This window comes from Pseudoalteromonas sp. MTN2-4, from assembly GCF_042848605.1.
In the GTDB taxonomy this organism is placed as follows: domain Bacteria; phylum Pseudomonadota; class Gammaproteobacteria; order Enterobacterales; family Alteromonadaceae; genus Pseudoalteromonas.
Genome location: NZ_BTGK01000002.1, coordinates 560,526 through 581,796, shown reverse-complemented (window position 1 = coordinate 581,796; position 21,271 = coordinate 560,526). Strand labels below are relative to the sequence as shown.

The following is a 21,271-nucleotide window of genomic DNA, read 5'->3' as shown; positions in this document are numbered from 1 at the left end:
ATGACTTATAACCTTTTAGCGTTAGATGCTTCAACTGAAGCGCTAAGTATTGCCATTCAATATAACGGTCAAACAGTTAAACATTTTGAAGTTTGTCCTCAGCAACATAGCCAAAAAGTGTTGCCTTTAGTTTCTGAGTTATTAGACAAAGCAGGCTGTAAGTTACAAGATTTAGATGGCATTGTATTTGGTCGCGGACCGGGCAGTTTTACTGGTGTCCGTATTAGTGTCGCGATCGCTCAAGGGCTTGCTTACGGTGCAAACCTGCCGCTGGTGGGGGTCTCAACATTACAGGCAATGGCACAGCAAGCGATTGAAGAACAAGGGCTAGATTCAGTCATCACGGGTATCGATGCAAGAATGGGTGAGATTTACTTCGCACATTATCGTAAATCTGAAAAAGGGCTCGCTGAATTGGGCATTGATGAAAATGAAGTGGTGTGTGCGCCAGTTGATTTACCTGAGTCGATTAAAGGCTTAACTGCGGTAGGAACCGCGTGGGAACCTTATGCTGAGCAAGCCACCGGTTTAAATTTAGATGTCATCTCAGAAATTACCTTACCTGATGCCGCGTACATGCTAAAAATTGCAGAAGTTGAATTTGAAAAAGGTAACACGGTTCACCCTGCCGATGCGCAGCCACATTATGTCAGAGATACGGTAACTTGGAAAAAGCTGCCTGGTAGAGAATAACACCTGATATCATTTTTAAGTAAGTAAAAAGCCAGAACAGTGTTCTGGCTTTTTACTACTGATTATTGCTATATAAATCACTGCTCAATAAATTACTTTTCGATAAAGTGAATTAGTTTTTCTGCAATTTGAGTGTTGTTCTGTGACCCGATAAATTGCTCATAGCCTTTACCATAAGCAAATACTTGTACATCTATTGCAGTATGACCACTTGTCGTCCAGCCAGTATAAGTAGCTGTATTGATGACTTTGTTGATTGCTTTGTAAAGCGCTTCATCTCCGTCTTTTTTAGCTTTTGACAGAGAAGCTAAATTGTCTTTGCTAAGCTCTAAACTTGTATGTTCAGACCATGCAGCTTTTAAATCATTAGCTTCAAGTAATGCTTTGCTCATCGTCATAACTGACGAGTTCATTTTCTTCACTTCATCAGGTAACCAAGTATATTTACCATTCGCACCTAGGGTTAAACCGCCTGTAGAATGGTCGGCGGTTACAACTAATAATGTATCCGGGTTTTGGTCTACGTACGCTTTTGCAAGTTCAATTGATTTGGCAAAGTCGTGCATTTCTTTCATGGCACATGCGATATCATTTGCGTGACCACACCAATCAATTTGACTGCCTTCTAGCATGATAAAGAAACCTTTATCATTGTTTTTAGACATTAAATCTAAAGACTTAAAAGTCATTTTTTCTAAGCGGTTTGGATTATCATCTATTGCGTGCGGAAACGCTTTGTCAGCGAATAGGCCCAGTACTGGTAATTGTTCAATTTGATTTAATTTTAGCCAGTCAGAAGTATATTGATAACCTGCTTTTTCAAACTCTTTAACTAAGTTTCTGTCACTGCGTTTAAAATATTGCACTCCACCACCAAGCATTAAATCGACGGGTAGCTTTCCTGCAACTTTTATGTCGAAGTAATCATCAGCGATCTCATCATAATTACGACGAGATTCATTATGCGCTGCAAAGCTTGCGGGTGTTGCGTGGTTTATTTGTGAAGTTGATACTAAACCAGTACGCATGCCTTTTTGTTTTGCCACTTGAAGCATGGTTTTCAAAGGTTTTTTATGTGTATCGACCGCGATCGCACCATTGTAGGTTTTGATTGCTGTGCTTAGAGCTGTGGCACCAGCGGCGCTGTCAGTAACGTAAGTATCATCGTCAGGGTAGGTGTGTGCCATACCAACGAGTATCTGGTCGAAAATAGTGGGTTCTACCACTTTAGTATTCGGATTGTCCGAGTAATAGCGATATGCGGTGGTAAAAGCAGGACCCATACCATCACCTATCATATAGATAATATTTTTTGGTGCTTCAGCAGCCAAAGATTGATTAGCGAATGCCAATAAGCACGATGCAGTTACTGCACTCATCGCGTACTTCATATGTATTCCTTATTTCTTCCCGTGTGTTCAACAAGATAAACCTTAAAAATAACTAATTATTAATCGACTCAAGGCATAGCAAATGTTTGTTGAATTGTTTTGCTTTTAGTTTTAAGTAAGAGGAAGATATTATCAGTTAAGCGTTTAATAAATAATTAAAATATGACAAGTTACGAAAAAAACATGCTAAGTGTTTTAAAAAAACTCGGTTTATCAGGGGAAATTGTAGGTAATGGAAAAAGTTTAGTCCTCTGTATTCATGGCTGGCTGGATAATTGCGACAGCTTCAAACCCATGCTGAATGAGAAAGTAAATACTAAGGACTATACTTGGCTTGCTATAGATTTACCGGGTCATGGAGAATCAGAATGGAAAAGTCATGATGCCCACTATTATTTTATTGATTATGTTTATGACTTGAGAACACTAATTGAAGAGCTTGATTTCAAAAAAGTCTTTTTAGTAGGGCATTCTATGGGGGCCATGATCTGTAATCTATATGCCGCCTGTTATCCTGAACGCATTGCAGCTATGACTCTGATTGATGGAATAGGGATAGTCACAACAAAACCGAGCGACACAAAACAGCAATTATTAAACGCTTTTAAACAAAGAAAGAAATCATTTGAGAGCTTGGTAAGCAAATCGTTTATAAGTTTTGATGATGTTGTAAAGGCAAGAATGAAGGTTTCAGAATTAGATTATGATAACGCAGAACTTTTGATGAAACGTAATACGGATTTTGTAGAACATGGCGTTAAACTGAAAACTGATCCACGTTTAAAGCAACATTCAGGTTTCAGGTTCTCTACAGCACAAGCTTTGTCTTGTTTAGATGGTATAAACACCCCAACTTTGTTTATAAAAGCAGATCAGGGATACTCTATGATAGATACTCAACTAGAATTATTCAGACATTGTTTTCTAAATTTGACGATATCTTTTATGCCAGGAGGTCATCATTGTCATATGCAAAATGCAGCGCAAACTTTACAAACAATTTCATCTCATTTCGACGCATATAATGAAACTTGATTGTACATTATCGAAAAATGTGGGAATATCGGTAAATTAGAGTTTTTGCTCAATTGTTAAAGTGCCTTAGATATATTAAGGTTAATATTAAAATAAGAACGATAAACGAGGAGTTACTGTGGATAAAATTTGGTTAAAGCGTTACCCAAAAGGTATGCCTGAAACAATTGATCCAGAGCACTACAACTCACTGCTTGAATTATTTGACAAAAGTTTTACAGAGTATGCGTCATTACCTGCATACAGCAATATGTCAAAAACGATGACATATCAACAAGTTGATATTGCAACAAAAGCAGTTGCTAGCTATCTACAAAATACATTAGGGTTAGGTCGAGGCGATAAGGTTGCGGTAATGATGCCGAATTTGTTGCAAACACCAATTAGCATTCTAGGTGTGCTTCGTGCTGGTTGTACTGTTGTTAATGTGAACCCTTTATACACAGCGCGAGAATTAGAGCATCAATTGAATGACTCTGAGACAAAAGCAATTTTTATTCTTGCAAACTTTGCTAATACGCTTGAAAGTGTGATTGGTAAGACAAGCGTCAAACATGTTGTACTTACACAAATTGGCGACATGTTGGGCGGTGTAAAGAAGCATTTAGTTAACTTTGTGGTTAAGCGCGTGAAAAAGATGGTCCCGCCATTTTCATTACCAAACGCGATCCCTTTTAATGAAGTCGTTAGTGCTGATCCGAATGCGTACAAAGCACCTGATATTCATAGAGATGATTTAGCTTTTTTACAGTATACGGGTGGTACTACCGGTGTATCTAAAGGTGCAATGCTTTCACATGGCAATATGGTGGGTAACTTAGAGCAAGTTTCGGGTTGTTTAGACAATGTACTTGATAAAGGCAAAGAAGTTGTTATTACGGCACTTCCCCTTTATCACATCTTCGCATTAACAGCGAACTGCTTAACATTTATGAAATATGGTGGTCACAATATCTTAATTACCAACCCGCGTGACATGGCTGGGTTTGTAAAAGAGTTGGCTAAGCATCCGTTCACTGCTATCACAGGTGTAAATACTTTATTTAATGGCTTATTGAATACGCCTGGATTTTCTGATTTAGACTTTTCTAATTTGAAAATGTCTCTAGGTGGCGGTATGGCCGTTCAACGTCCGGTAGCCGAAAAGTGGCAAGCAGTAACTAAGAGTAAGCTAATGGAAGGTTATGGTCTTACTGAATGTGCACCACTTGTTACAATTTGTCCATATGATTTAGATGGTTACAATGGGTCAATCGGTTTACCTGCCCCGAGTACTGAACTTAAAATTATTCTTGAAAATGGCGAAGAAGCACCGAAAGGTGAGGCTGGTGAGCTTTGCGTTAAAGGCCCACAGGTCATGCAAGGTTACTATAATCGTCCAGAAGCTACTGCAGAGTGTCTTAAGGATGGTTGGTTTGCTACGGGTGATATCGCAACTTATGATGACGAAGGTTTCTTCTACATCGTTGACCGTAAAAAAGACATGATACTAGTGTCTGGATTCAATGTGTTCCCGAACGAAATCGAAGAAATTGTTGCCATGCACGATGGTGTACTTGAAGTTGCTGCTATTGGTGTACCGCATGAAGTAAGTGGTGAACAAGTTAAAGTATTTATTGTGAAAAAAGACCTATCTTTAACAGAAAAAGATATAATCAATCACTGTCGAGATAATTTAACCAATTATAAAGTACCGAAACTAGTAGAGTTCCGTGACGAGTTACCAAAAACTAACGTCGGTAAAATACTAAGACGTGCTTTAAAAGATTGATAAAAACCGGCGAAAGCCGGTTTTTTTATAACCCAAGGCTTAGGAGTGAAAGTGCAGTACCAAGTCATTACAGAGCAACAACAATTAGATGAATTTGTAACAGCAATTGGTGACGCCACTATATTGGCATTAGATACAGAGTTTATGCGTCGTCGTACTTTTTATCCTGAAGTTGCACTGATCCAAGTTTATGATGGAAAAAACTTAGCATTAATAGACCCATTAGCAGAGTTAGATTATTCTGCTTTTTGGGAAGTTTTGAGATCAGATGATGTATTAAAAATACTTCATTCACCGTCTGAAGACATTGAAGTGTTCAATAATTTTGCTGGTTTTGTACCAACCCCAATGTTCGATACTCAATTTGCTTTGCAATTATTAGGTGAAGGCAATTGTGTTGGTTTTGCCAATATGGTTAAGCAAATCCTTGAAATAGAGATTGATAAAAGTGAATCAAGGACAAACTGGTTACAGCGACCACTGACAACGAAACAATTAGATTATGCAGCCAGTGATGTGTTTTACCTATTGCCATGTTTTGAGCATATTAATAAGCAAATCTCTGAAAAGGGTTTAATTGATATTGTACTTGAAGAAAGCCAATTGGTTATTGAGAAACGTTCTTACGAATTACCAGATGAATTACTCTATCAAGATATTAAAAATGCGTGGCAACTTAAACCACGAGATTTAGCAGCTTTACAACTGCTTGCGCCGTGGAGAAGGGATAAAGCTAAGAACAAAAATTTAGCTTTGAATTTTGTTTTAAAAGAACAAAATATGGTTGAGATAGCAAGGCGTCGGCCTACTAGCCTTTCTTCTTTGAGAAATATCCCAGGTGTAGAGGCTATGGAAGTGAATCGCTCTGGTAAAGAAATTCTAAACCTGATCGAGCAAGCGAAATTAGTCGATATAGAAGCATGTCCTGAGAAATTACTTCGCTTGATTGATTATCCTCAATACAAAAGAGCTGCAAAAGACATTGCAACTAAAATAAAGCAAGTGGCTTTGACCACTGAAGTTCCTGCTGATGTATTTGCTTCAAAAAAACAAATTAATCAATTGATCAGTTGGAAATGGAAACACACTGATGAAACAAGGGATTTATTAATTAGGCCAGAACTACTTAAATCCTGGCGATGGGAGTTTTTAAAAGACGCTCTTGAGGAATGGCAATAGCTAAAGTTTGTCGATGAAAATAAAAAAGCCTAGGCATTGCCTAGGCCTTATAATTAAGACTTTTCGTCATCCGGTAATGTAACGTTAAGTTCAAGGACTGCTAAATCATCCTCATTTTGTTCAAATTGGACGTTTACAGCGTCAGAATCGACCTTCACGTACTTTCTAATAACATCTAAAATATCTTGCTTTAATTGTGGCAAGTAATCAGGTGTGCCTCGTTTTGAGCGTTCATGTGCAACGATAATTTGAAGTCGCTCTTTAGCCAGCGAAGCGCTTGATTTCTTTTCTGAACGAAAATAATCGAGTAATGACATTCTATCCTCCAAATATACGCTTGAATAAACCTTTCTTCTCAACCTCTAAGAATCTGAAATCAACGACTTCACCGAGTAAGCGATTAATTGCATCAGCGTAAGCTTGACCAGCATCAGATTCATTATCAAGGATAACAGGTTGACCAGAGTTTGAGGCATTTAGCACTGCTGTTGATTCAGGGATAACGCCAAGAAGGTCAATAGCAAGGATTTCTTGTACATCTTCCACAGACAACATTTCACCTGCGTTTACACGTTCAGGGTTGTAGCGAGTAAGAAGTAGATGTTCTTTAACTGGATCTAACCCTTGTTCAGCACGACGAGATTTGCTCTGTAAAATACCTAAGATTCGGTCTGAATCTCGTACAGAAGATACCTCAGGGTTTGTCGTTACAATTGCTTCATCCGCAAAGTATAGTGCCATCATAGCACCAGCTTCTATACCTGCAGGCGAGTCACATACAATATAGTCAAACTCTTCTTTTAACTCATTTAAAACTTTTTCTACGCCTTCTTTAGTAAGCGCATCTTTGTCACGTGTTTGTGATGCCGGAAGGATATAGAGTTTTTCGACTCTTTTGTCTTTGATAAGTGCTTGATTTAAGTTTGCTTCGCCATTAATAACGTTAACAAAGTCATAAACAACTCTGCGTTCACAACCCATAATTAAATCGAGGTTTCTAAGGCCAATATCAAAGTCAATAATGGCTGTTTTGTATCCTTTGAGCGCCAGGCCTGTGCCAATCGCTGCGCTAGAGGTAGTTTTACCTACACCACCTTTACCTGAAGTTACGACAATAATTTTTGCCATCTGAATTATCCTTTGACCAAAGCTGTTATTTCTAGAGATTCGTTACGTTGTGTTATTTGTGCTGGTTGTTCCCAATATTCACCTTGAAGTGATTCACTTAACCAATAGCTTCCATTGATTGAAACTAACTCAGCTTTTAATTGTTGACAATAAATTGCCGCATTTTCTGCACCTGAAGCGCCTGCTATTGCTCGGCCTCTCAAAGTACCATAAATATGAATATTACCATCTGCGATCACTTCAGCGCCGTGACTTACCGCTCCAAGCACGATTAAGTCTCTGCCTTTAGCATAAATTTGTTGCCCAGAACGCACCGTTGTTTGAATGACTTGCGGCGGTGAATAAACTTCTTTTTCAACAACCTCGGTCGAAGTGTTAGATTTTGGCTTTTGCACGTCTTGACTGTAATTAAGTACTGACAGGCCAACTTCTTTAGCCGAGCTATTTTGATGTTCAGAACCGTTACAAACACCAACAGGGTTAAGTTGTAAAGCTGAAATTGCATTGCGAAGTTCAAGAAAATTAATTGATTCTTCTTGAACCTGAGAAAGATTAACTACGATAGGCGCACCTTGGAAAAATTTTGGTGCTTGAGAAATCTTTTCGTCTAGCTCTTTGCGTAATAGAGCTAAGTCGACAGTAAATAGATGTAATACAGAAAGAGTGAAAAGATTGCCTTTCAACTCGAATGTTTGTTCAGACATATTACGCAGTTCTTATAATTATCCAGTTTATAAAATTAGAAAGACAGGGTATTGAGCATTGCAGTAAAGCTTAATCAGGCTTAGTTGTTGCTCGTTAAACTTTCCAATTATATTTTTAGTCATGTTATAGTGCTGTCAAGATATAAGCAAGAATTTATAGGGTTATAATGCTAACTGCGGTCTACAAAAGCTCAAAAAGAGCAGATACTTACCTTTACATTGAAAAACGTGATGATTTTAGCAAAATTCCTGAACCTTTAATGGGTATGTTTGGCACACCAATTTACGTCATGATGTTCGATTTATCTAAGAGAGAACGTTTAGGTGTTGCTGATATTGTTCTTGTTCAGTCTGAGTTAACTGAAAAAGGGTTTTATTTACAATTACCACCAAAAGAAGAGAATCTTTTGGATGAATTAAAAAAACAAAACGGAGTAGATAGTGACTAAAATTGTTCTGCCCATATTAATCGCTTCGAGTTTATCATTTTCAGCCTTTGCTAATACACAAGCAAAATTCGATGAATATGTTTCAAAATTAAAAGTTGAAGCGTTAGACAAGGGTTATAGTCAGACCTTAGTCAACGAAGCTTTTGCAACCGTTAAATTCAAAAAGAAAGTTATAAAAGCGGATAAAAATCAACCGGAAGTGGTTGAGACTTTGGAAACTTATTTACCAAAACGCGTTCCTCAGTGGAAAGTTGATAGAGCTCGAAACCTATATGCAAAGCATAAGCCTGTTTTAGAGACGATCGCGAAAGAATATGGCGTACAAGCTAGATTTATCGTTGCCCTATGGGGACTTGAAAGTAACTTCGGTCGTATTCAAGGTGGTCATCCTGTTATAAGTTCTGTTGTTACACTCGCATTCGATGGCAGACGAGAGGCTTTATATAAGCGTCAGCTTTGGGCTGCACTCGATATATTAAAAGATGGTCATATTAGTTTAGATAAGTTCAAAGGCTCCTGGGCTGGTGCAATGGGTCAAACTCAGTTTATGCCAACATCTTTTAATTCTTATGCCGTTGATTATGATGGGGACGGGCGAAAAGATATTTGGACCACAGAAGTTGATGCATTTGCTTCCATTGCTAATTATTTAAAACAAGCTGGTTGGAATGACAATCTTACTTGGGGTCGTCAAATTCAACTACCTGAAAATTTTGATCATAAATATGTTCTAAAGCGTGGTACAAAAACGCGTAAGCAATGGCTGGAATACTGGAAAGATTCAGAGCGTTCTTTAAGTGACTGGCAAGCTCTGGGTTTACGAAGAGCGGATGGTTCAGACTTGCCTAAAGTAGATATTACAGCTGCGTTAGTTATGCCAGATGACATAAATGGACGAATGTATTTAGCGTATGATAACTATAAAGCCTTAATGCATTGGAATCGCTCTTATTACTTTGCAACAAGTGTTGGCTATTTATCAGATAGAATTGGCTATCCAAAAATCTAGTACGAATCTCATATAAAAAAAGGCAGCTTCATAGCTGCCATTTTTGATTGGGCTTAATGCCTGCAAGTGTGAAATTATTTCTTTAAAAGCTTATCTTTCAAATCTATTACTTTACTGACCGAAGAGCCAAGTTTCATCAGAGTTTGTAATTGTTCAGGTGAAAGCCTTTGTAACTCGGCTGACCACTTAGTAACCGTCTCTAATAAGTCATGGATCTGCTGCATTTGCTCTTGCGCATAAGCTTCTTCATTAGACTGAGCCGGTTCTATAATCGAATCTCTAAGCAAAGTAAGTGTCGGATCGATTTCTCTTTTTCGTCGTTCTTCAAAAACTTTATTTGCCAAATCCCAAATAGACCCATTTGGTGCATAGTATTCTTTCCTATCACCAGGCACATGAATGACTTTAACCAGTTGCCATGATTGTAGTTCTTTGATGCCCATACTGACATTACCACGACTTATTCTAAGTGCTTCAGCAATCTCATTTGCACTAAGAGGCTGTTCACTGATAACCAACAGACCAACCATTTGACCAATCGTTCTGTTAAAACCCCAACGGCTACCCATTTCACCACAGTGCAATACAAAGTTTTCTAATTTCTGAGATAAAATCATTTTTAAAGTTTCAATATAATTTGAAAATCAATTTAGACTTAGCAGGATTCAATTGCAAGGAAATTATTGAATAAATATTAAGGAGATCAAAAAACAAAAAAGAGGAGCAGGGCTCCTCTTTCATTTTTACTTCAGTATATTATCTTACTGCGAACATGATTAGTCCAGGTAGTACGAAGAATGAACCTAGTACATAGCCTAACGCTGCAGGTTTATTTTCAGCGCCAATTTTTGCAAGCTTGTCAGCAAGCTGTAATGGAATCTCACGTAGTAAAGGCATACCATAGATTAGGGCTACTGCAAATACATTAAACATTACATGAACTAGGGCAATAGTGAGTGCCACTTCTGCTGCTGGACCTGTGATAGATGTAGCTGCAAGCAGTGCTGTGATGGTAGTACCAATGTTTGCACCTAGCGTAAATGGGTAAATTTGACGAGTTGTGAAAACACCGCTACCCGCTAAAGGGATCATTAAGCTGGTAGTGGTTGAAGATGATTGAACCATTACTGTAACTGCAGCACCTGAGGTGATACCTGCTATTGGTCCACGACCGATGGCTCGGTGAAGTAAATCTTTTGCTTTACCAACAAGAGCTTTTTTCAATAACTTACCAAGCGTAGTTACGGCAAATAGAATCATTGCAATACCGATAACTACCATTGCAATACCAACAGCTTTGCCATCTAAGAAGCTAACTGCGTCTTTCACTAAACCTACAGCAGGTTTTACTAGTGGCTTGATGAAGTTGTAGCTTTTCAGTGAAAGATCTGCATCACCAACAAATAAATGTGCCAAGCTAGATGCAAACTTCTCTAATAAGCCGAACATAATCTCAAGTGGTAAGAAGATTAATACTGCAAGAAGATTAAAGAAGTCATGAACTGTTGATGCAGAAAATGCGCGCTGGAATTCTTCTTTAGAACGTATATGACCAATAGAAACTAATGTATTAGTAATTGTAGTACCAATGTTTGCACCCATTACCATAGGAATTGCAATACTTATAGGCAATCCACCAGCAACTAAACCTACAATTACAGATGTTACCGTTGAAGATGATTGAACCAGTGCAGTTGCAAGTGCACCAAGTAATAAAGCAACAAATGGATTAGTTGCGAATGAGAAAATCTCTTTCGCACCAGCACTACCACCTGATGCTAATTTAAAACCACCACTGACTGTACCAACGGCAACTAATACTAAATAAACTAGGAAAGCAATTGCTGCCCAGTTTAAGATTTTATTGAAAAGTGTTTGCTGATTAGAAGCACTCATAATGTTCTCGTTTTGTTTATGCCTTATATGGCATTTTCATGAAGTTTTTGTTTCAGGCGGCATTAAAACAGAGAAATATTACAGAAATATTTCATCCTGACGATTGTGTAATCATTCAAGTGTTTAATGACATAAAATTAAATGAGAACACTATAGAAACATATAGTTACAGATTTATGATTTTACATTCATTTACAATCAGATTAGTGTGTAATCTGATACAATCCATATTTGATCCATAGTTGGTTCATAAATTGTAAATATTAATAATTCTTAATTGACTCTATTTGATGCGTTTTTGTTATTTTATTGTATTAAGTGCGTGTTTTGTCCTATCCAATTTTGCTGTCAAAGCAAGCGATTTAGTGCTAGATGAGCATGGTACGGTCTATGAACTCAAGGACTTTTCCTTGATGCACCTTAACTATGACAATAATTTATTTGACTATAGCACTGTTAGAGATAAAAAAAATTGGGTTGAAGCGCATAGTCTAAAACAAAAGCCGCAAATTCATAATTACAGTAAATGGCTTAAACTTGAAGTAGATAATCAATCTGATTTAGAAAATTGGTATCTCTCTTTTGGTTATGCAAGACTTCCCCTGTTTCGGATTTACGAAATTGAGGGCACAAGTTTAAAGTTAAAATTTCAACTTAATGGCAATGACACATTTTATGATAGACCGATTTATGACCCCCAGCTTTATATTCCTATAAATTTAAACAACAATAAAAAACACATACTATTGGTTGAATACAGAACGTTTGCAAATGCGCCTGCCAATATCCGATTGCATAGCTACAATCATTATTTAGCCACCTCACAAAAAAGTACTCTCATTAATGGTGCAATAGCCGGTGTTGTCATGGCTATTTTACTCATAATTAGTGTAAATCTATTTTTTAACCCTAATAGAACCAATATTTTCTATGCACTCTGGACATTCACTTTTTTAATGATTGTGTTAGACATGTCTGGCTTCACCTCAAAATATTTCTGGCCTATGTTAGGCGGTGAGTCCAGCTTATTTTCAACTTTATTAATGACATCAGTGCCAATTTTTCATTTGCTGTTTATCAAGAGTTTCTTACAATTTAAGCAATTTAATTCTGTGCTTTGTAAAATCTATACGTATTTATTATACGCATATCTTGTTCTCATCCCGGTTTCATTGTGGTTTAACACAGTATTTTTTAATTTAGTCTTGAGCACTTTGATTATTCCTCTTTTCTTATATACCGCTTATTGGAGTTGGTATCAAAAAGCCCCAGGGATAAGAGTTTTTTCTTTAAGCCTCTTTAATCATGTTTTATTTGTAAATATATTGACGATTGTCGGTGCAAGTTACGGCAATATTTTTCCAAGTCTTGAGATTTCTGATTACATAAAAATAGGGTATTTACTTGAGGTTAGCCTGTTTACCGTCGCGCTGGCGATACAAAATAAATCGGTACAAAATCAACTCGTAACATACCTTGAAACACAAGTTGATGTTTTAAATCAGAATCTTCATAAAGAGAAACTTCAGCAAGAGTCGAGTATCGAAGCCGTGAAACAAAAAGAAGAAAAGCTATTTGCTGATTTATCTCACGAATTAAGAACGCCACTGACAGTGATGAAAGTACAAGTGGAATCACTGCAGCAAAATATTGTAGATAATGTGCACACAAGTTACGGCAAATTGATGAATAAAATTGATGAGCTCAATTCGTTTATCGATCATTTAATGCAAGTATCGCCAAATATCCAAACTTTAACAGTGAAACAATATACAGTTAAAGACTTATTATTACACATTCAATCTATCAATGTAGACACAACAAAGTTGAGTTTGGCACTTCCTGATGAGAATTCTTTACCAGCTAAACAAAAGGAACTGCTTTTAGACTACGATCAACAAGGCCTGATCACTGTATTTAATGAGTGTTGTGATAATGCCATTGCACATGGAGGTTCACAAATGAATATTTCAATAAACATTGATAATGAATCAGATGCACTTAGTATAAATATAGATAACTCAGGAGAAGCTATCTCTTCAGATTTATTAAATGACATATTCAACCCCCTTGTGCGCTTAGATGAAGCAAGACAAAACTCAAGTAAACATAAAGGCGTTGGCTTAAGTTTATGTAAGCAAATTATAGAAGCGAATCTAGGAAACATTTTCGCCTCAAACGGACCGCTGGGTGGATTAAGTGTTCATATTGTGTTGCCTTTAAAAGTGTAACAAAGCGTTTAAACTTAAATTAACACATGGTTTTTTTATTAAGCTCTGGCACACTGTCATAAATACCTTAATAAGGACACATGATGTTTAAATACTCTCTAATAGCTATCGCTTTAACTGCTTCTTTGGTCGGTTGCAGTGCCACAGGCACTGATACACAGCGTTCTGTAGAATCTATCAAACAGCTTAATCAAAATGAACTCGTTAACAGTTTAAGTGAAGATTACTTTAACTCAATGGTTGAACTTAGCCCAATTTCAGGCACGTATATGGGCAGGCAAGGTGTCAATGATAAGTTTGATGCTGTTGCAACCGATGAAAGTCTTAAAGAAACATATGAATTACTAACGTCATATCAACAGAAGCTAGATAAAATTGATAAAAATAACTTGTCTGGTCAATCATTACTGAGTTATGAGATCCTAAAACGTGATCTTGCCTTTTCTAAACAAGGTTTTGAATTTCCAAGTTATATGATGCCAATCAATCAAATGTCTGGTTTGCATAATGTATTTGCCGGCCTAGGCTCAGGACAAAGCGCTCAGCCATTTAATAGCGTTGAAGATTATAACAACTTTGTTTCTCGAGCTGATGGATTTATTGAATGGCTTGCAGGTATTGAATCGAATATGCGCCTGGGGATAGAAAAAGGCGTTGTTTTACCTAAAGCTCTAACAACTAAACTCATTCCTCAGTTTGAAGCCCATATTGTAGAAGACGAAACTCAATCAGTTTTCTGGGGACCAATTAATAACTTCCCTGACTCTTTCACAAAAACTGAAAAAGAACAGTTAACAGCTAAATACAAATTCATGGTTCTTGAAAAGCTTGTTCCAGCATATAAGAAAATGACTAAATTTTTGAACACAGAGTACCTACCTAACAGCCGTGAAAGTGTTGGGTATAGCTCGTTACCGAATGGTAAAGCTTGGTATGAATATCAGATTGCGAACCATACCACTTTAGACATGAGTGCGGATGAAATCCATGAAATTGGTTTAAAAGAAGTTGCGCGTATAAGAAATGAAATGGAATGGGTAAAAGAACAATTAAAATTTGACGGTGACTTACAAGCTTTCTTCGAGTTTTTAAGAGAAGATGAACAGTTCTATTTCAAATCTTCAGATGAATTGATCAATGCCTATGTGGAAGTTAAGAAAAAAATAGATGCGCGAGTGCCACTGTTATTTGATGTAGAACCGAAAGCGGATTACGAAGTAAAGTTGGTTGAAGCCTTCAGAGCTGAGTCTGCAGCGGGTGCATCATATGCTGCACCTGCACCTGATGGCAGTCGACCTGGTGTATTTTATATAAATGCGCATAATTTAAAGGCACAGCCGAAGTTTTTAGTAGAGACCTTATCTATTCATGAAGCCGCACCTGGTCACCACTTTCAAATTGCGCTTCAGCAAGAAGTAAAGGGTCTTCCAAGCTTTAGAAAGTTTGGCGGGTACACTGTATTTGCTGAAGGTTGGGCGCTTTATGCAGAAAGCCTTGGTAAAGATCTTGGTTTATTCACAGATCCACTCATGTGGTATGGTCGCTTAGTTGACGAACAATTAAGGGCGATGCGGCTTGTCGTTGATACAGGCCTTCATGCAAAGGGCTGGTCGCGAGCACAAGCAATTCAGTTTATGCTAGAGAACTCGTCTATGGCTGAGTCTGATGTTACGGCAGAAGTTGAGCGTTATATTGGTTGGCCAGGACAAGCTGTCTCATACAAGGTTGGTCAGTTTAAAATTCAAGAGCTAAGAGATTATTCAGAACAGCAACTTGGTAACAAATTTGATATCAAAGCATTTCATACTCAAATCTTGATTGATGGCGCACTGCCAATGCCAATTCTAGAATCTAAGATTAAAAAATGGGTTGAATTACAACGCTAATTTGGGCTTTTAGGGTCAACATTTGTTGGCCCTTTGCTTGTCTTGCTTGCATCAAGTAAAATTTACGCGTTTATAGTAATTTGAGAAAACAATGGGCGCAGAACAATTTTGGCAAACTAAATCGCTTGAGCAAATGAATGACCAAGAGTGGGAAAGCATTTGTGATGGGTGTGGTAAGTGTTGTCTACATTCATTTATAGACAGTGATGAAGAGGACTTTTCAAGTACAGATCACCTACGAGAGGGAGAAGCACTTATATATTCAAGTTTAGTTTGTCAGTACATTGATGAACAGACGTGTGCATGTACACGTTATACAGAAAGACAAACGCTCGTGCCATCGTGTGTCAAACTCACCAAAGAAAACCTGAAAGATATTTTTTTCATGCCTAATAGTTGTAGCTACAGACGCCTTTATGAGGGCAGGGGCTTAGCAAGTTGGCACCCTTTACTGAATAGTGGCACAAAAGACAAAATGAATGATTTTGGAATTAGTATTCAAGGTAGAGTCACTAAAGACAATACCGTCGATATTGAAGAAGATTTTGAAGACTACATTGTAGATTGGCCAGAATTTGATTGTGATTAATTCAAACTCAGTAAAAAGCTAGAGCTTTTTATCTAGCTTTTACTTTGCATAATTTATTTTAGCGGTAAATCAACCTCTATTTTCAATCCACCTAATTCGCTCTCTGATGCATTAATCTCACCCTGATGTAATTCAACAATTTGCTTAACAATGGATAATCCTATGCCATGGCCGGGTGTTTCTGTGTTCGACATATTTGGAACTCGAAATAGATGGTCAAAAATTTGCCCTAAATGTTCTTTTGGCACAGATGGCGCGCTATCTTGTACGATTATTTTAAAATAACGCTCACATGCTGCAAAATGCACGTCAATCTGGCCACTCTTGTATGTGTATTTTTTTGCATTACTATATAAATTTGCAATTAATTGTTTGACTCGAAATGGATCTATCTGAGCAAAAGTTTCATTAAACTCACTACTCCCAACTGTCAGTTTTTGTTCTGTAGTTTGAGTCGCCAACTCATCATGAATATCGCTAACAAACTTGTTTAAATCTGTTTGTTTAGTCGTTAATGTAAAATTCGCAGTTTCAAGTTTAGCAAGACCTGCTAAGTCCTTAACTAAGTGGTTTAGATCTGTAAGCTTTTCACTAATTTTAGAAAGGTTTTCTGGTTTACACTCAATTATGTCATGCTGCATTGCTTCAATATGCAAACTAGCTACTGTAACAGGGTTACTGAGATCATGCGCTATTTGTGAAAATAATTGGTTTCTTTGTTCTAGTAGTTTATTAAGGTGTAAGCCTTGTTGTTGTTCTAATACACGCCTTTGTCTTATTTTAATATATATAATGAGTGTGAAAGATATGAATACAGTAAATAGTATGATGAAGACCATTTGTTGGTTTTGCTGACGCGCTAGTGCGTTACTTATGATTAAATTTTCCTGCTCTTTCTCTACGAGTTTTTGTTCTTTTTCTTTAGCTTCAATTGTATTTTTTAAAAAAGCTAATCTATTTGCATAGTTTTCTTTATGCGCAATAGACTGTAATTCAAGTAATTTATTTTGTACCAAATAAGCGTTTTCAAAGTCGTTCATTTTAGAGTAAGCACGATGCATGATGTTAAGACTAGCTTGCCTTCTATCTTTCAATGTATCCAGTTCACCAATTTCGAATGCTTGTTTAGCATAATTGAGTGCTTTATTTGGATTATCAATTGCTAGATTTAATTCACCAAGGTGATTCCAAACAGAGGTTTTTAGATGGTAGTCTTTTACGATGTGTACCAAGAAGCTTAAATTACTCTCCTCAAGTGAAAGTGCTTTTTCTAAATTACCTTTTCCAGCATAGTTTAAAGCCATGTTATGTGTTGACCAGGCGACATTTCGTTTATTACCTATAGAACCAAAAACATCTATTGCTTCTTGAGCATGTTGAATTCCAATATCATACATTTCAATCTTATAGGCTTGATTAGACAATTTAGTTAGGCTGTGTGCTATGTCTTGTTTGTTGTCAGTTTTTCTGTCTAACACGAGTGCTTCTTGAAATTTTTTGTAGGATTGTTGATGTTCACCAATCTTGTTGTAAGAGTCGGCTATACCATACAGAGTACTGGCCATTTTGTTATCAGACACTTCGAGATTGGTGATAATTTGATAGCCTTTTAACTTGTACTCTAATGCTGTTTGAAAGTCACCTAAATGATCATAAGCACGACCATAAAAGTAATAGATAGAAGATAGATTCTTTTTATTTAATTTTTCTTTGTTGTTTTTGTGATAAGCGCTAACAATATCAAGTCCTTTTTGATAGTTACTTGTCCTAAGCTCTATTGATGCTTGCCTTGAAATTGCACCAGTTAAAAGTTCAATGCTATCTGATTTTCTGAAGTGATTAATCGCATTTATAATGGTCTCACGTGCAATGTCATACTCATCGTTGTGATACTGAATGTCTGCTAACTTTTTAAATAAACGTGCTCTATTTATGTGGCTGTATTCATAGGTAGGAAAATCAAGTTCATCTTGTAGTATTTTTTTTGCTTCATCAATTTGACCCATATTACTAAGTACATCTGAGAATGAAACATAGTATTCGCATGCTGTAATTTGGTCAGTCAGGCTTGCGGTATCAATCTGCCCAAAAAATCTAAGTTTGAGCTCATTATTTGGTAGCTTTTGAATTGCTTTGAGTTCAGCAATACCTGAAGCGTTTGCTTTTGAAGTTAATAAAGCTAGGAAACAAAACAACCATAGCCTGGAGTGTATAGTCACTCTAGTTCGCTCCTTGCAAAATATTACGCATTTTACTTATTTGTACTTAAGCTGCAATTGCAAAAAATACATGTTCTATACTAATTGTGCTTAAGATTTATGAATTTCTGTCGATTATATAGAGCGTAACACTAAAAAATTTGTTAAAAAAGAGTTGCAAAGGTTGCGTTCATATAAAAATAAGTAGGATCCCCATGCTCCAATCATTACGTTTTTCTACCAAAGTTACTGCCGCGGCGTCTTTGGTTTTAGTGATCATCTTAGGGCTATTCACAATCAATAACTTCATTGTTATGAGAGCCCAAACACAAGAACAACTTACCGCTGTTTTGCATGAAATATCAAATTCAGTTTCCCAAAATATCGCAAACTGGCTTAATGACAGGCTTAAAATTGTAGAGTCAGTTGCAAAAGGCCATAAACAGTCAGACACAGAATTAGACATCTTACGACGTTTAAAAACAGCTGATATCGCAGGTGAGTTTAAAAATACTTACATTGGTATGCCAGATGGCACATTTGTTTTAGATGACCCATCAATTCAATTACCTGCAGATTATGACGCGACAACAAGGCCATGGTATAAACTGGCTGAACAAAAGCGCTCTACCGCATTTACTACGCCTTATATAGATGTCACGACAAATGAGTTAACTATCTCTGCTGTGGTGCCCTTATTTGAAAGTGGTCGATTAAGCGCTGTTGCTGGTGGCGATATTGATATGGCCATCATCACAGATATCATAAACGAAATTGATTTTTTAGGCTTTGGTTATGGATTTTTACTAGACAGTGAAGGCAGAATTCTTTCTCACCCAAATACCAGATTAAATGACAAACCAATGACTGACTTGTTTGGAAAGCGTCTATCTCTTCAAAGTGAGTTTATTGAAATGCAGTTAGAGGGTGTAGAAAAAATAGTGTCTTTCGTGCCTATGAAAGGCATTAATAACGTTGATTGGTATCTAGGTGTCGTAATTAATAAAGAGATTGCCTACTCTTCGGTATCTTCATTTAGAAACATGGCTTTGATTTATCTTGTCATCGGTGTTGTTGCAATTGTTGTGATGCTTCAATTATTGCTTAAATACTTGATGAGGCCTGTCAAAGAGTTAAATGACGCCATTAAAGACATTGCGCAAGGCGAAGGTGATTTAACTCAACGCTTAAGTTGCTCCAATGAAGATGAATTTGGAGAATTGTCAACTCAATTTAACATCTTTGTTGACAAGATCCATGACTCAATTAAGCAAGTTCGAGAATCTACCTTAACCCTACAACAATCTATCACCAGTATGAATGAGCAAGCAAATGATGCGCTTTCTTTGTATAACGATCAAACGAAACGCACTGATAGTGTTGCAACTGCAATTAATGAATTGTCTTCTAGTGCGCAAGAAATAAGTAGTAATGCACATAATGCATCTGAACTTGCTTCTGAAGCAAATAAGCTAAGTGCAGATAGCCAAGATGTGCTTAATTCTAATATTGCAGGGATTTCTTCTTTAAGTGATAAGATGGCTCAAGCACAAGATACAGTAACCAGTCTTGATCAGCACTCAGCAAGTATTGGACAAGTACTTGAAGTGATAAAAGGTGTAAGTGAACAAACTAATCTTTTAGCGCTTAATGCCGCAATTGAAGCAGCTAGGGCAGGTGAAGCCGGTAGAGGTTTTGCAGTCGTAGCTGATGAAGTGAGACAACTTGCACAACGTACACAAGAGTCAACTCAAGAAATCGAAAATACCATTTCAGACCTTCAAATTGGTTCTAGTACAGCCGTTGCCGTTATGGTTGAAGCATTGAAAGATTCATCAGAAAGTGCAGATAAAGCTGCTGCCGCAGGTGATAAAATGCAGTCTGTTACATCTGCCATAGATGCAATTGATGGCGTTAACCATGCTGTAGCTAGTGCAACTCAACAACAAAATGATGTTATACATAACTTAGATTCTGATATTCATCACATCAGCGATATTAGTAAACAAGGTGTCGATAACCTTCATCAGACTTTAGAAGAGTGTAGAACACTTCAAGCTCAATTTAAAAACTTAGAAGAGATGTTATTAAAGTTTAAAGTTTAACTAACTATAATTTTTATTATAAAAAGCTCCTATTGGAGCTTTTTATATTTTTAATAACTATAACTATAACTATAAATGAAAATTTAAAATCGATATAAGACCTAATTAATTATATCTCGCTTCTGTCAAGTAATTTAAATCAATTATTACATCTGTAATAAAATTGTATTTTTTGCGCAACACCACTGTCATTTTACCTATTTAAACTGCACGCAATTTCATAACAATCAATCTAAGGTGTATGCGATGAAGTGCATTAACCCTCTGCTTTTTGCAGGTGTTTTAGCAACAGCAACTGGTGTTCACGCCAATTCTTTAAATCCTGTTGTTGAAAAAAGTGCAGCGATTAATGACTCTGCTTTAAAAACTCAGGGAAAAATTGACTCTATTTCTGATTCTATGCAGTCGAAATTACAACAATTCAAAACATTAAATAAAGAAATTGATGGTTTGATGGTTTACAACAGTCAATTAGATAAACAAATTCAAAACCAATTAGCAGAGATGGCTGACATCAATGCATCAATGGATCAAGTGTCAGTAATTGAGCGCCAGATCACACCGTTAATGCTTAACATGATCACTGGCCTTGAGCAGTTTGTTGCTTTAGATGTTCCTTTCTTATTAGAAGAGCGCAAGCAGCGCGTTTCAAAGCTTCGTGAAATGATGGAACGTGCTGATGTGACATCAAGTGAAAAATTCCGTCGTGTACTTGAAGCTTACCAAGTTGAAGTTGAATACGGTCGCACCATTGAAGCCTACCCAGCGCTTATTAATGTTGCTGGTCAAGAGCGTGAAGTTGACTTCTTGCGTGTCGGTCGTTTAGAGCTGATGTATGTCACTAAAGATGGAAAGATGGCAGGTATTTGGGAAAAAGAATCAAAACAATTCAAAGAATTACCAGATACGAATATCAGCCAAATTAACAAAGCACTACGCATAGCACGTAAGCAACTTGCCCCAGATATGCTAACGCTTCCAATCAACGCTGCGAAATAAGAGGTCTT

General features: G+C 37.0%; 18 protein-coding genes. 11 read left to right on the top strand and 7 right to left on the bottom strand.

Features of this window, described 5'->3' with window-relative positions; translation table 11 throughout:
- Positions 1 to 693 (top strand): tRNA (adenosine(37)-N6)-threonylcarbamoyltransferase complex dimerization subunit type 1 TsaB, encoded by a 693-nt coding sequence (tsaB, locus tag ACGHEH_RS07525; RefSeq protein ID WP_390443531.1) that lies wholly within the window; start codon positions 1 to 3, stop codon positions 691 to 693.
- 92 nt (positions 694 to 785) lie between these two features.
- Here the strand turns inward: tsaB and ACGHEH_RS07520 are convergent, their stop codons facing one another.
- Complete coding sequence (locus ACGHEH_RS07520) at positions 786 to 2,084, bottom strand: alkaline phosphatase (RefSeq protein ID WP_390443529.1); 1,299 nt, start codon at positions 2,082 to 2,084, stop codon at positions 786 to 788.
- A 183-nt stretch (positions 2,085 to 2,267) separates the two neighbouring features.
- Here ACGHEH_RS07520 and ACGHEH_RS07515 point away from each other — a divergent pair, with 183 nt between their 5' ends.
- From ACGHEH_RS07515 to rnd, 3 genes are all read left to right on the top strand, one after another.
- On the top strand, positions 2,268 to 3,119 hold the full coding sequence (locus ACGHEH_RS07515) for an alpha/beta fold hydrolase (protein ID WP_390443526.1): 852 nt from the start codon (positions 2,268 to 2,270) through the stop codon (positions 3,117 to 3,119).
- A gap of 118 nt (positions 3,120 to 3,237) precedes the next feature.
- Positions 3,238 to 4,890, top strand: coding sequence for a long-chain-fatty-acid--CoA ligase FadD (gene fadD, locus ACGHEH_RS07510; protein WP_390443524.1), 1,653 nt, complete (start codon positions 3,238 to 3,240; stop codon positions 4,888 to 4,890).
- Positions 4,891 to 4,941: 51 nt separating this feature from the next.
- Complete coding sequence (gene rnd / locus ACGHEH_RS07505) at positions 4,942 to 6,069, top strand: ribonuclease D (protein ID WP_390443521.1); 1,128 nt, start codon at positions 4,942 to 4,944, stop codon at positions 6,067 to 6,069.
- 53 nt (positions 6,070 to 6,122) lie between these two features.
- Here rnd and minE read toward each other — a convergent pair whose 3' ends face one another.
- Genes minE through minC form a run of 3 tightly spaced genes read right to left on the bottom strand, consistent with a single transcriptional unit; the run spans position 6,123 to position 7,901 of the window.
- Positions 6,123 to 6,386, bottom strand: coding sequence for a cell division topological specificity factor MinE (gene minE, locus ACGHEH_RS07500; RefSeq protein WP_058032510.1), 264 nt, complete (start codon positions 6,384 to 6,386; stop codon positions 6,123 to 6,125).
- A 1-nt stretch (position 6,387) separates the two neighbouring features.
- Positions 6,388 to 7,197: a septum site-determining protein MinD gene (gene minD, locus ACGHEH_RS07495; protein WP_138479393.1), complete on the bottom strand. Its 810-nt coding sequence runs from the start codon at positions 7,195 to 7,197 to the stop codon at positions 6,388 to 6,390.
- Positions 7,198 to 7,202: 5 nt separating this feature from the next.
- A complete protein-coding gene (gene minC / locus ACGHEH_RS07490; RefSeq protein WP_390443517.1) occupies positions 7,203 to 7,901 on the bottom strand; it encodes a septum site-determining protein MinC in 699 nt (232 codons plus the stop codon).
- A 167-nt stretch (positions 7,902 to 8,068) separates the two neighbouring features.
- Here minC and ACGHEH_RS07485 point away from each other — a divergent pair, with 167 nt between their 5' ends.
- A complete protein-coding gene (locus ACGHEH_RS07485) occupies positions 8,069 to 8,350 on the top strand; it encodes a YcgL domain-containing protein (protein ID WP_390443514.1) in 282 nt (93 codons plus the stop codon).
- Entirely contained in the window at positions 8,340 to 9,359 is a 1,020-nt protein-coding gene (locus tag ACGHEH_RS07480; RefSeq protein ID WP_390444177.1) for a lytic transglycosylase domain-containing protein, read from the top strand. Before ACGHEH_RS07485 ends, ACGHEH_RS07480 begins: the two co-directional genes overlap by 11 nt.
- 74 nt (positions 9,360 to 9,433) lie before the next feature.
- Here the strand turns inward: ACGHEH_RS07480 and ACGHEH_RS07475 are convergent, their stop codons facing one another.
- Positions 9,434 to 9,976, bottom strand: coding sequence for a MarR family transcriptional regulator (locus ACGHEH_RS07475; protein ID WP_349287025.1), 543 nt, complete (start codon positions 9,974 to 9,976; stop codon positions 9,434 to 9,436).
- 139 nt (positions 9,977 to 10,115) lie between these two features.
- Positions 10,116 to 11,255, bottom strand: a complete 1,140-nt coding sequence (locus ACGHEH_RS07470) for a Na/Pi symporter (RefSeq protein ID WP_390443511.1) — start codon at positions 11,253 to 11,255, stop codon at positions 10,116 to 10,118.
- A gap of 365 nt (positions 11,256 to 11,620) precedes the next feature.
- Between ACGHEH_RS07470 and ACGHEH_RS07465 the strand changes: the two genes are divergently transcribed.
- From ACGHEH_RS07465 to ACGHEH_RS07455, 3 genes are all read left to right on the top strand, one after another.
- Positions 11,621 to 13,486, top strand: coding sequence for a sensor histidine kinase (locus ACGHEH_RS07465; protein ID WP_390443508.1), 1,866 nt, complete (start codon positions 11,621 to 11,623; stop codon positions 13,484 to 13,486).
- An 80-nt stretch (positions 13,487 to 13,566) separates the two neighbouring features.
- Complete coding sequence (locus ACGHEH_RS07460; RefSeq protein ID WP_390443506.1) at positions 13,567 to 15,372, top strand: DUF885 domain-containing protein; 1,806 nt, start codon at positions 13,567 to 13,569, stop codon at positions 15,370 to 15,372.
- A gap of 91 nt (positions 15,373 to 15,463) precedes the next feature.
- Complete coding sequence (locus ACGHEH_RS07455) at positions 15,464 to 15,961, top strand: YcgN family cysteine cluster protein (RefSeq protein WP_390443503.1); 498 nt, start codon at positions 15,464 to 15,466, stop codon at positions 15,959 to 15,961.
- 53 nt (positions 15,962 to 16,014) lie between these two features.
- Here ACGHEH_RS07455 and ACGHEH_RS07450 read toward each other — a convergent pair whose 3' ends face one another.
- Positions 16,015 to 17,967 carry an ATP-binding protein gene (locus ACGHEH_RS07450; RefSeq protein ID WP_390443500.1) on the bottom strand — a complete coding sequence of 651 codons (1,953 nt, stop codon included), beginning with the start codon at positions 17,965 to 17,967 and terminating at the stop codon, positions 16,015 to 16,017.
- Positions 17,968 to 18,374: 407 nt separating this feature from the next.
- Between ACGHEH_RS07450 and ACGHEH_RS07445 the strand changes: the two genes are divergently transcribed.
- A complete protein-coding gene (locus ACGHEH_RS07445) occupies positions 18,375 to 20,264 on the top strand; it encodes a methyl-accepting chemotaxis protein (RefSeq protein ID WP_390443497.1) in 1,890 nt (629 codons plus the stop codon).
- Between the two features lie 246 nt (positions 20,265 to 20,510).
- Complete coding sequence (locus ACGHEH_RS07440; RefSeq protein WP_390443494.1) at positions 20,511 to 21,263, top strand: DUF3450 domain-containing protein; 753 nt, start codon at positions 20,511 to 20,513, stop codon at positions 21,261 to 21,263.
- The last annotated feature ends 8 nt before the right edge of the window (positions 21,264 to 21,271 follow it).

Excerpts from the sequence above, each read along its gene's own strand:
- tsaB (WP_390443531.1), top strand. The coding sequence starts at position 1 with ATGACTTATAACCTTTTAGCGTTAGATGCTTCAACTGAAGCGCTAAGT.
- ACGHEH_RS07520 (WP_390443529.1), bottom strand. The coding sequence starts at position 2,084 with ATGAAGTACGCGATGAGTGCAGTAACTGCATCGTGCTTATTGGCATTC.
- ACGHEH_RS07515 (WP_390443526.1), top strand. The coding sequence starts at position 2,268 with ATGCTAAGTGTTTTAAAAAAACTCGGTTTATCAGGGGAAATTGTAGGT.
- minE (WP_058032510.1), bottom strand. The coding sequence starts at position 6,386 with ATGTCATTACTCGATTATTTTCGTTCAGAAAAGAAATCAAGCGCTTCG.
- minD (WP_138479393.1), bottom strand. The coding sequence starts at position 7,197 with ATGGCAAAAATTATTGTCGTAACTTCAGGTAAAGGTGGTGTAGGTAAA.
- minC (WP_390443517.1), bottom strand. The coding sequence starts at position 7,901 with ATGTCTGAACAAACATTCGAGTTGAAAGGCAATCTTTTCACTCTTTCT.
- ACGHEH_RS07485 (WP_390443514.1), top strand. The coding sequence starts at position 8,069 with ATGCTAACTGCGGTCTACAAAAGCTCAAAAAGAGCAGATACTTACCTT.
- ACGHEH_RS07475 (WP_349287025.1), bottom strand. The coding sequence starts at position 9,976 with ATGATTTTATCTCAGAAATTAGAAAACTTTGTATTGCACTGTGGTGAA.
- ACGHEH_RS07470 (WP_390443511.1), bottom strand. The coding sequence starts at position 11,255 with ATGAGTGCTTCTAATCAGCAAACACTTTTCAATAAAATCTTAAACTGG.
- ACGHEH_RS07460 (WP_390443506.1), top strand. The coding sequence starts at position 13,567 with ATGATGTTTAAATACTCTCTAATAGCTATCGCTTTAACTGCTTCTTTG.
- ACGHEH_RS07455 (WP_390443503.1), top strand. The coding sequence starts at position 15,464 with ATGGGCGCAGAACAATTTTGGCAAACTAAATCGCTTGAGCAAATGAAT.
- ACGHEH_RS07450 (WP_390443500.1), bottom strand. The coding sequence starts at position 17,967 with ATGGGTCAAATTGATGAAGCAAAAAAAATACTACAAGATGAACTTGAT.
- ACGHEH_RS07445 (WP_390443497.1), top strand. The coding sequence starts at position 18,375 with ATGCTCCAATCATTACGTTTTTCTACCAAAGTTACTGCCGCGGCGTCT.
- ACGHEH_RS07440 (WP_390443494.1), top strand. The coding sequence starts at position 20,511 with ATGAAGTGCATTAACCCTCTGCTTTTTGCAGGTGTTTTAGCAACAGCA.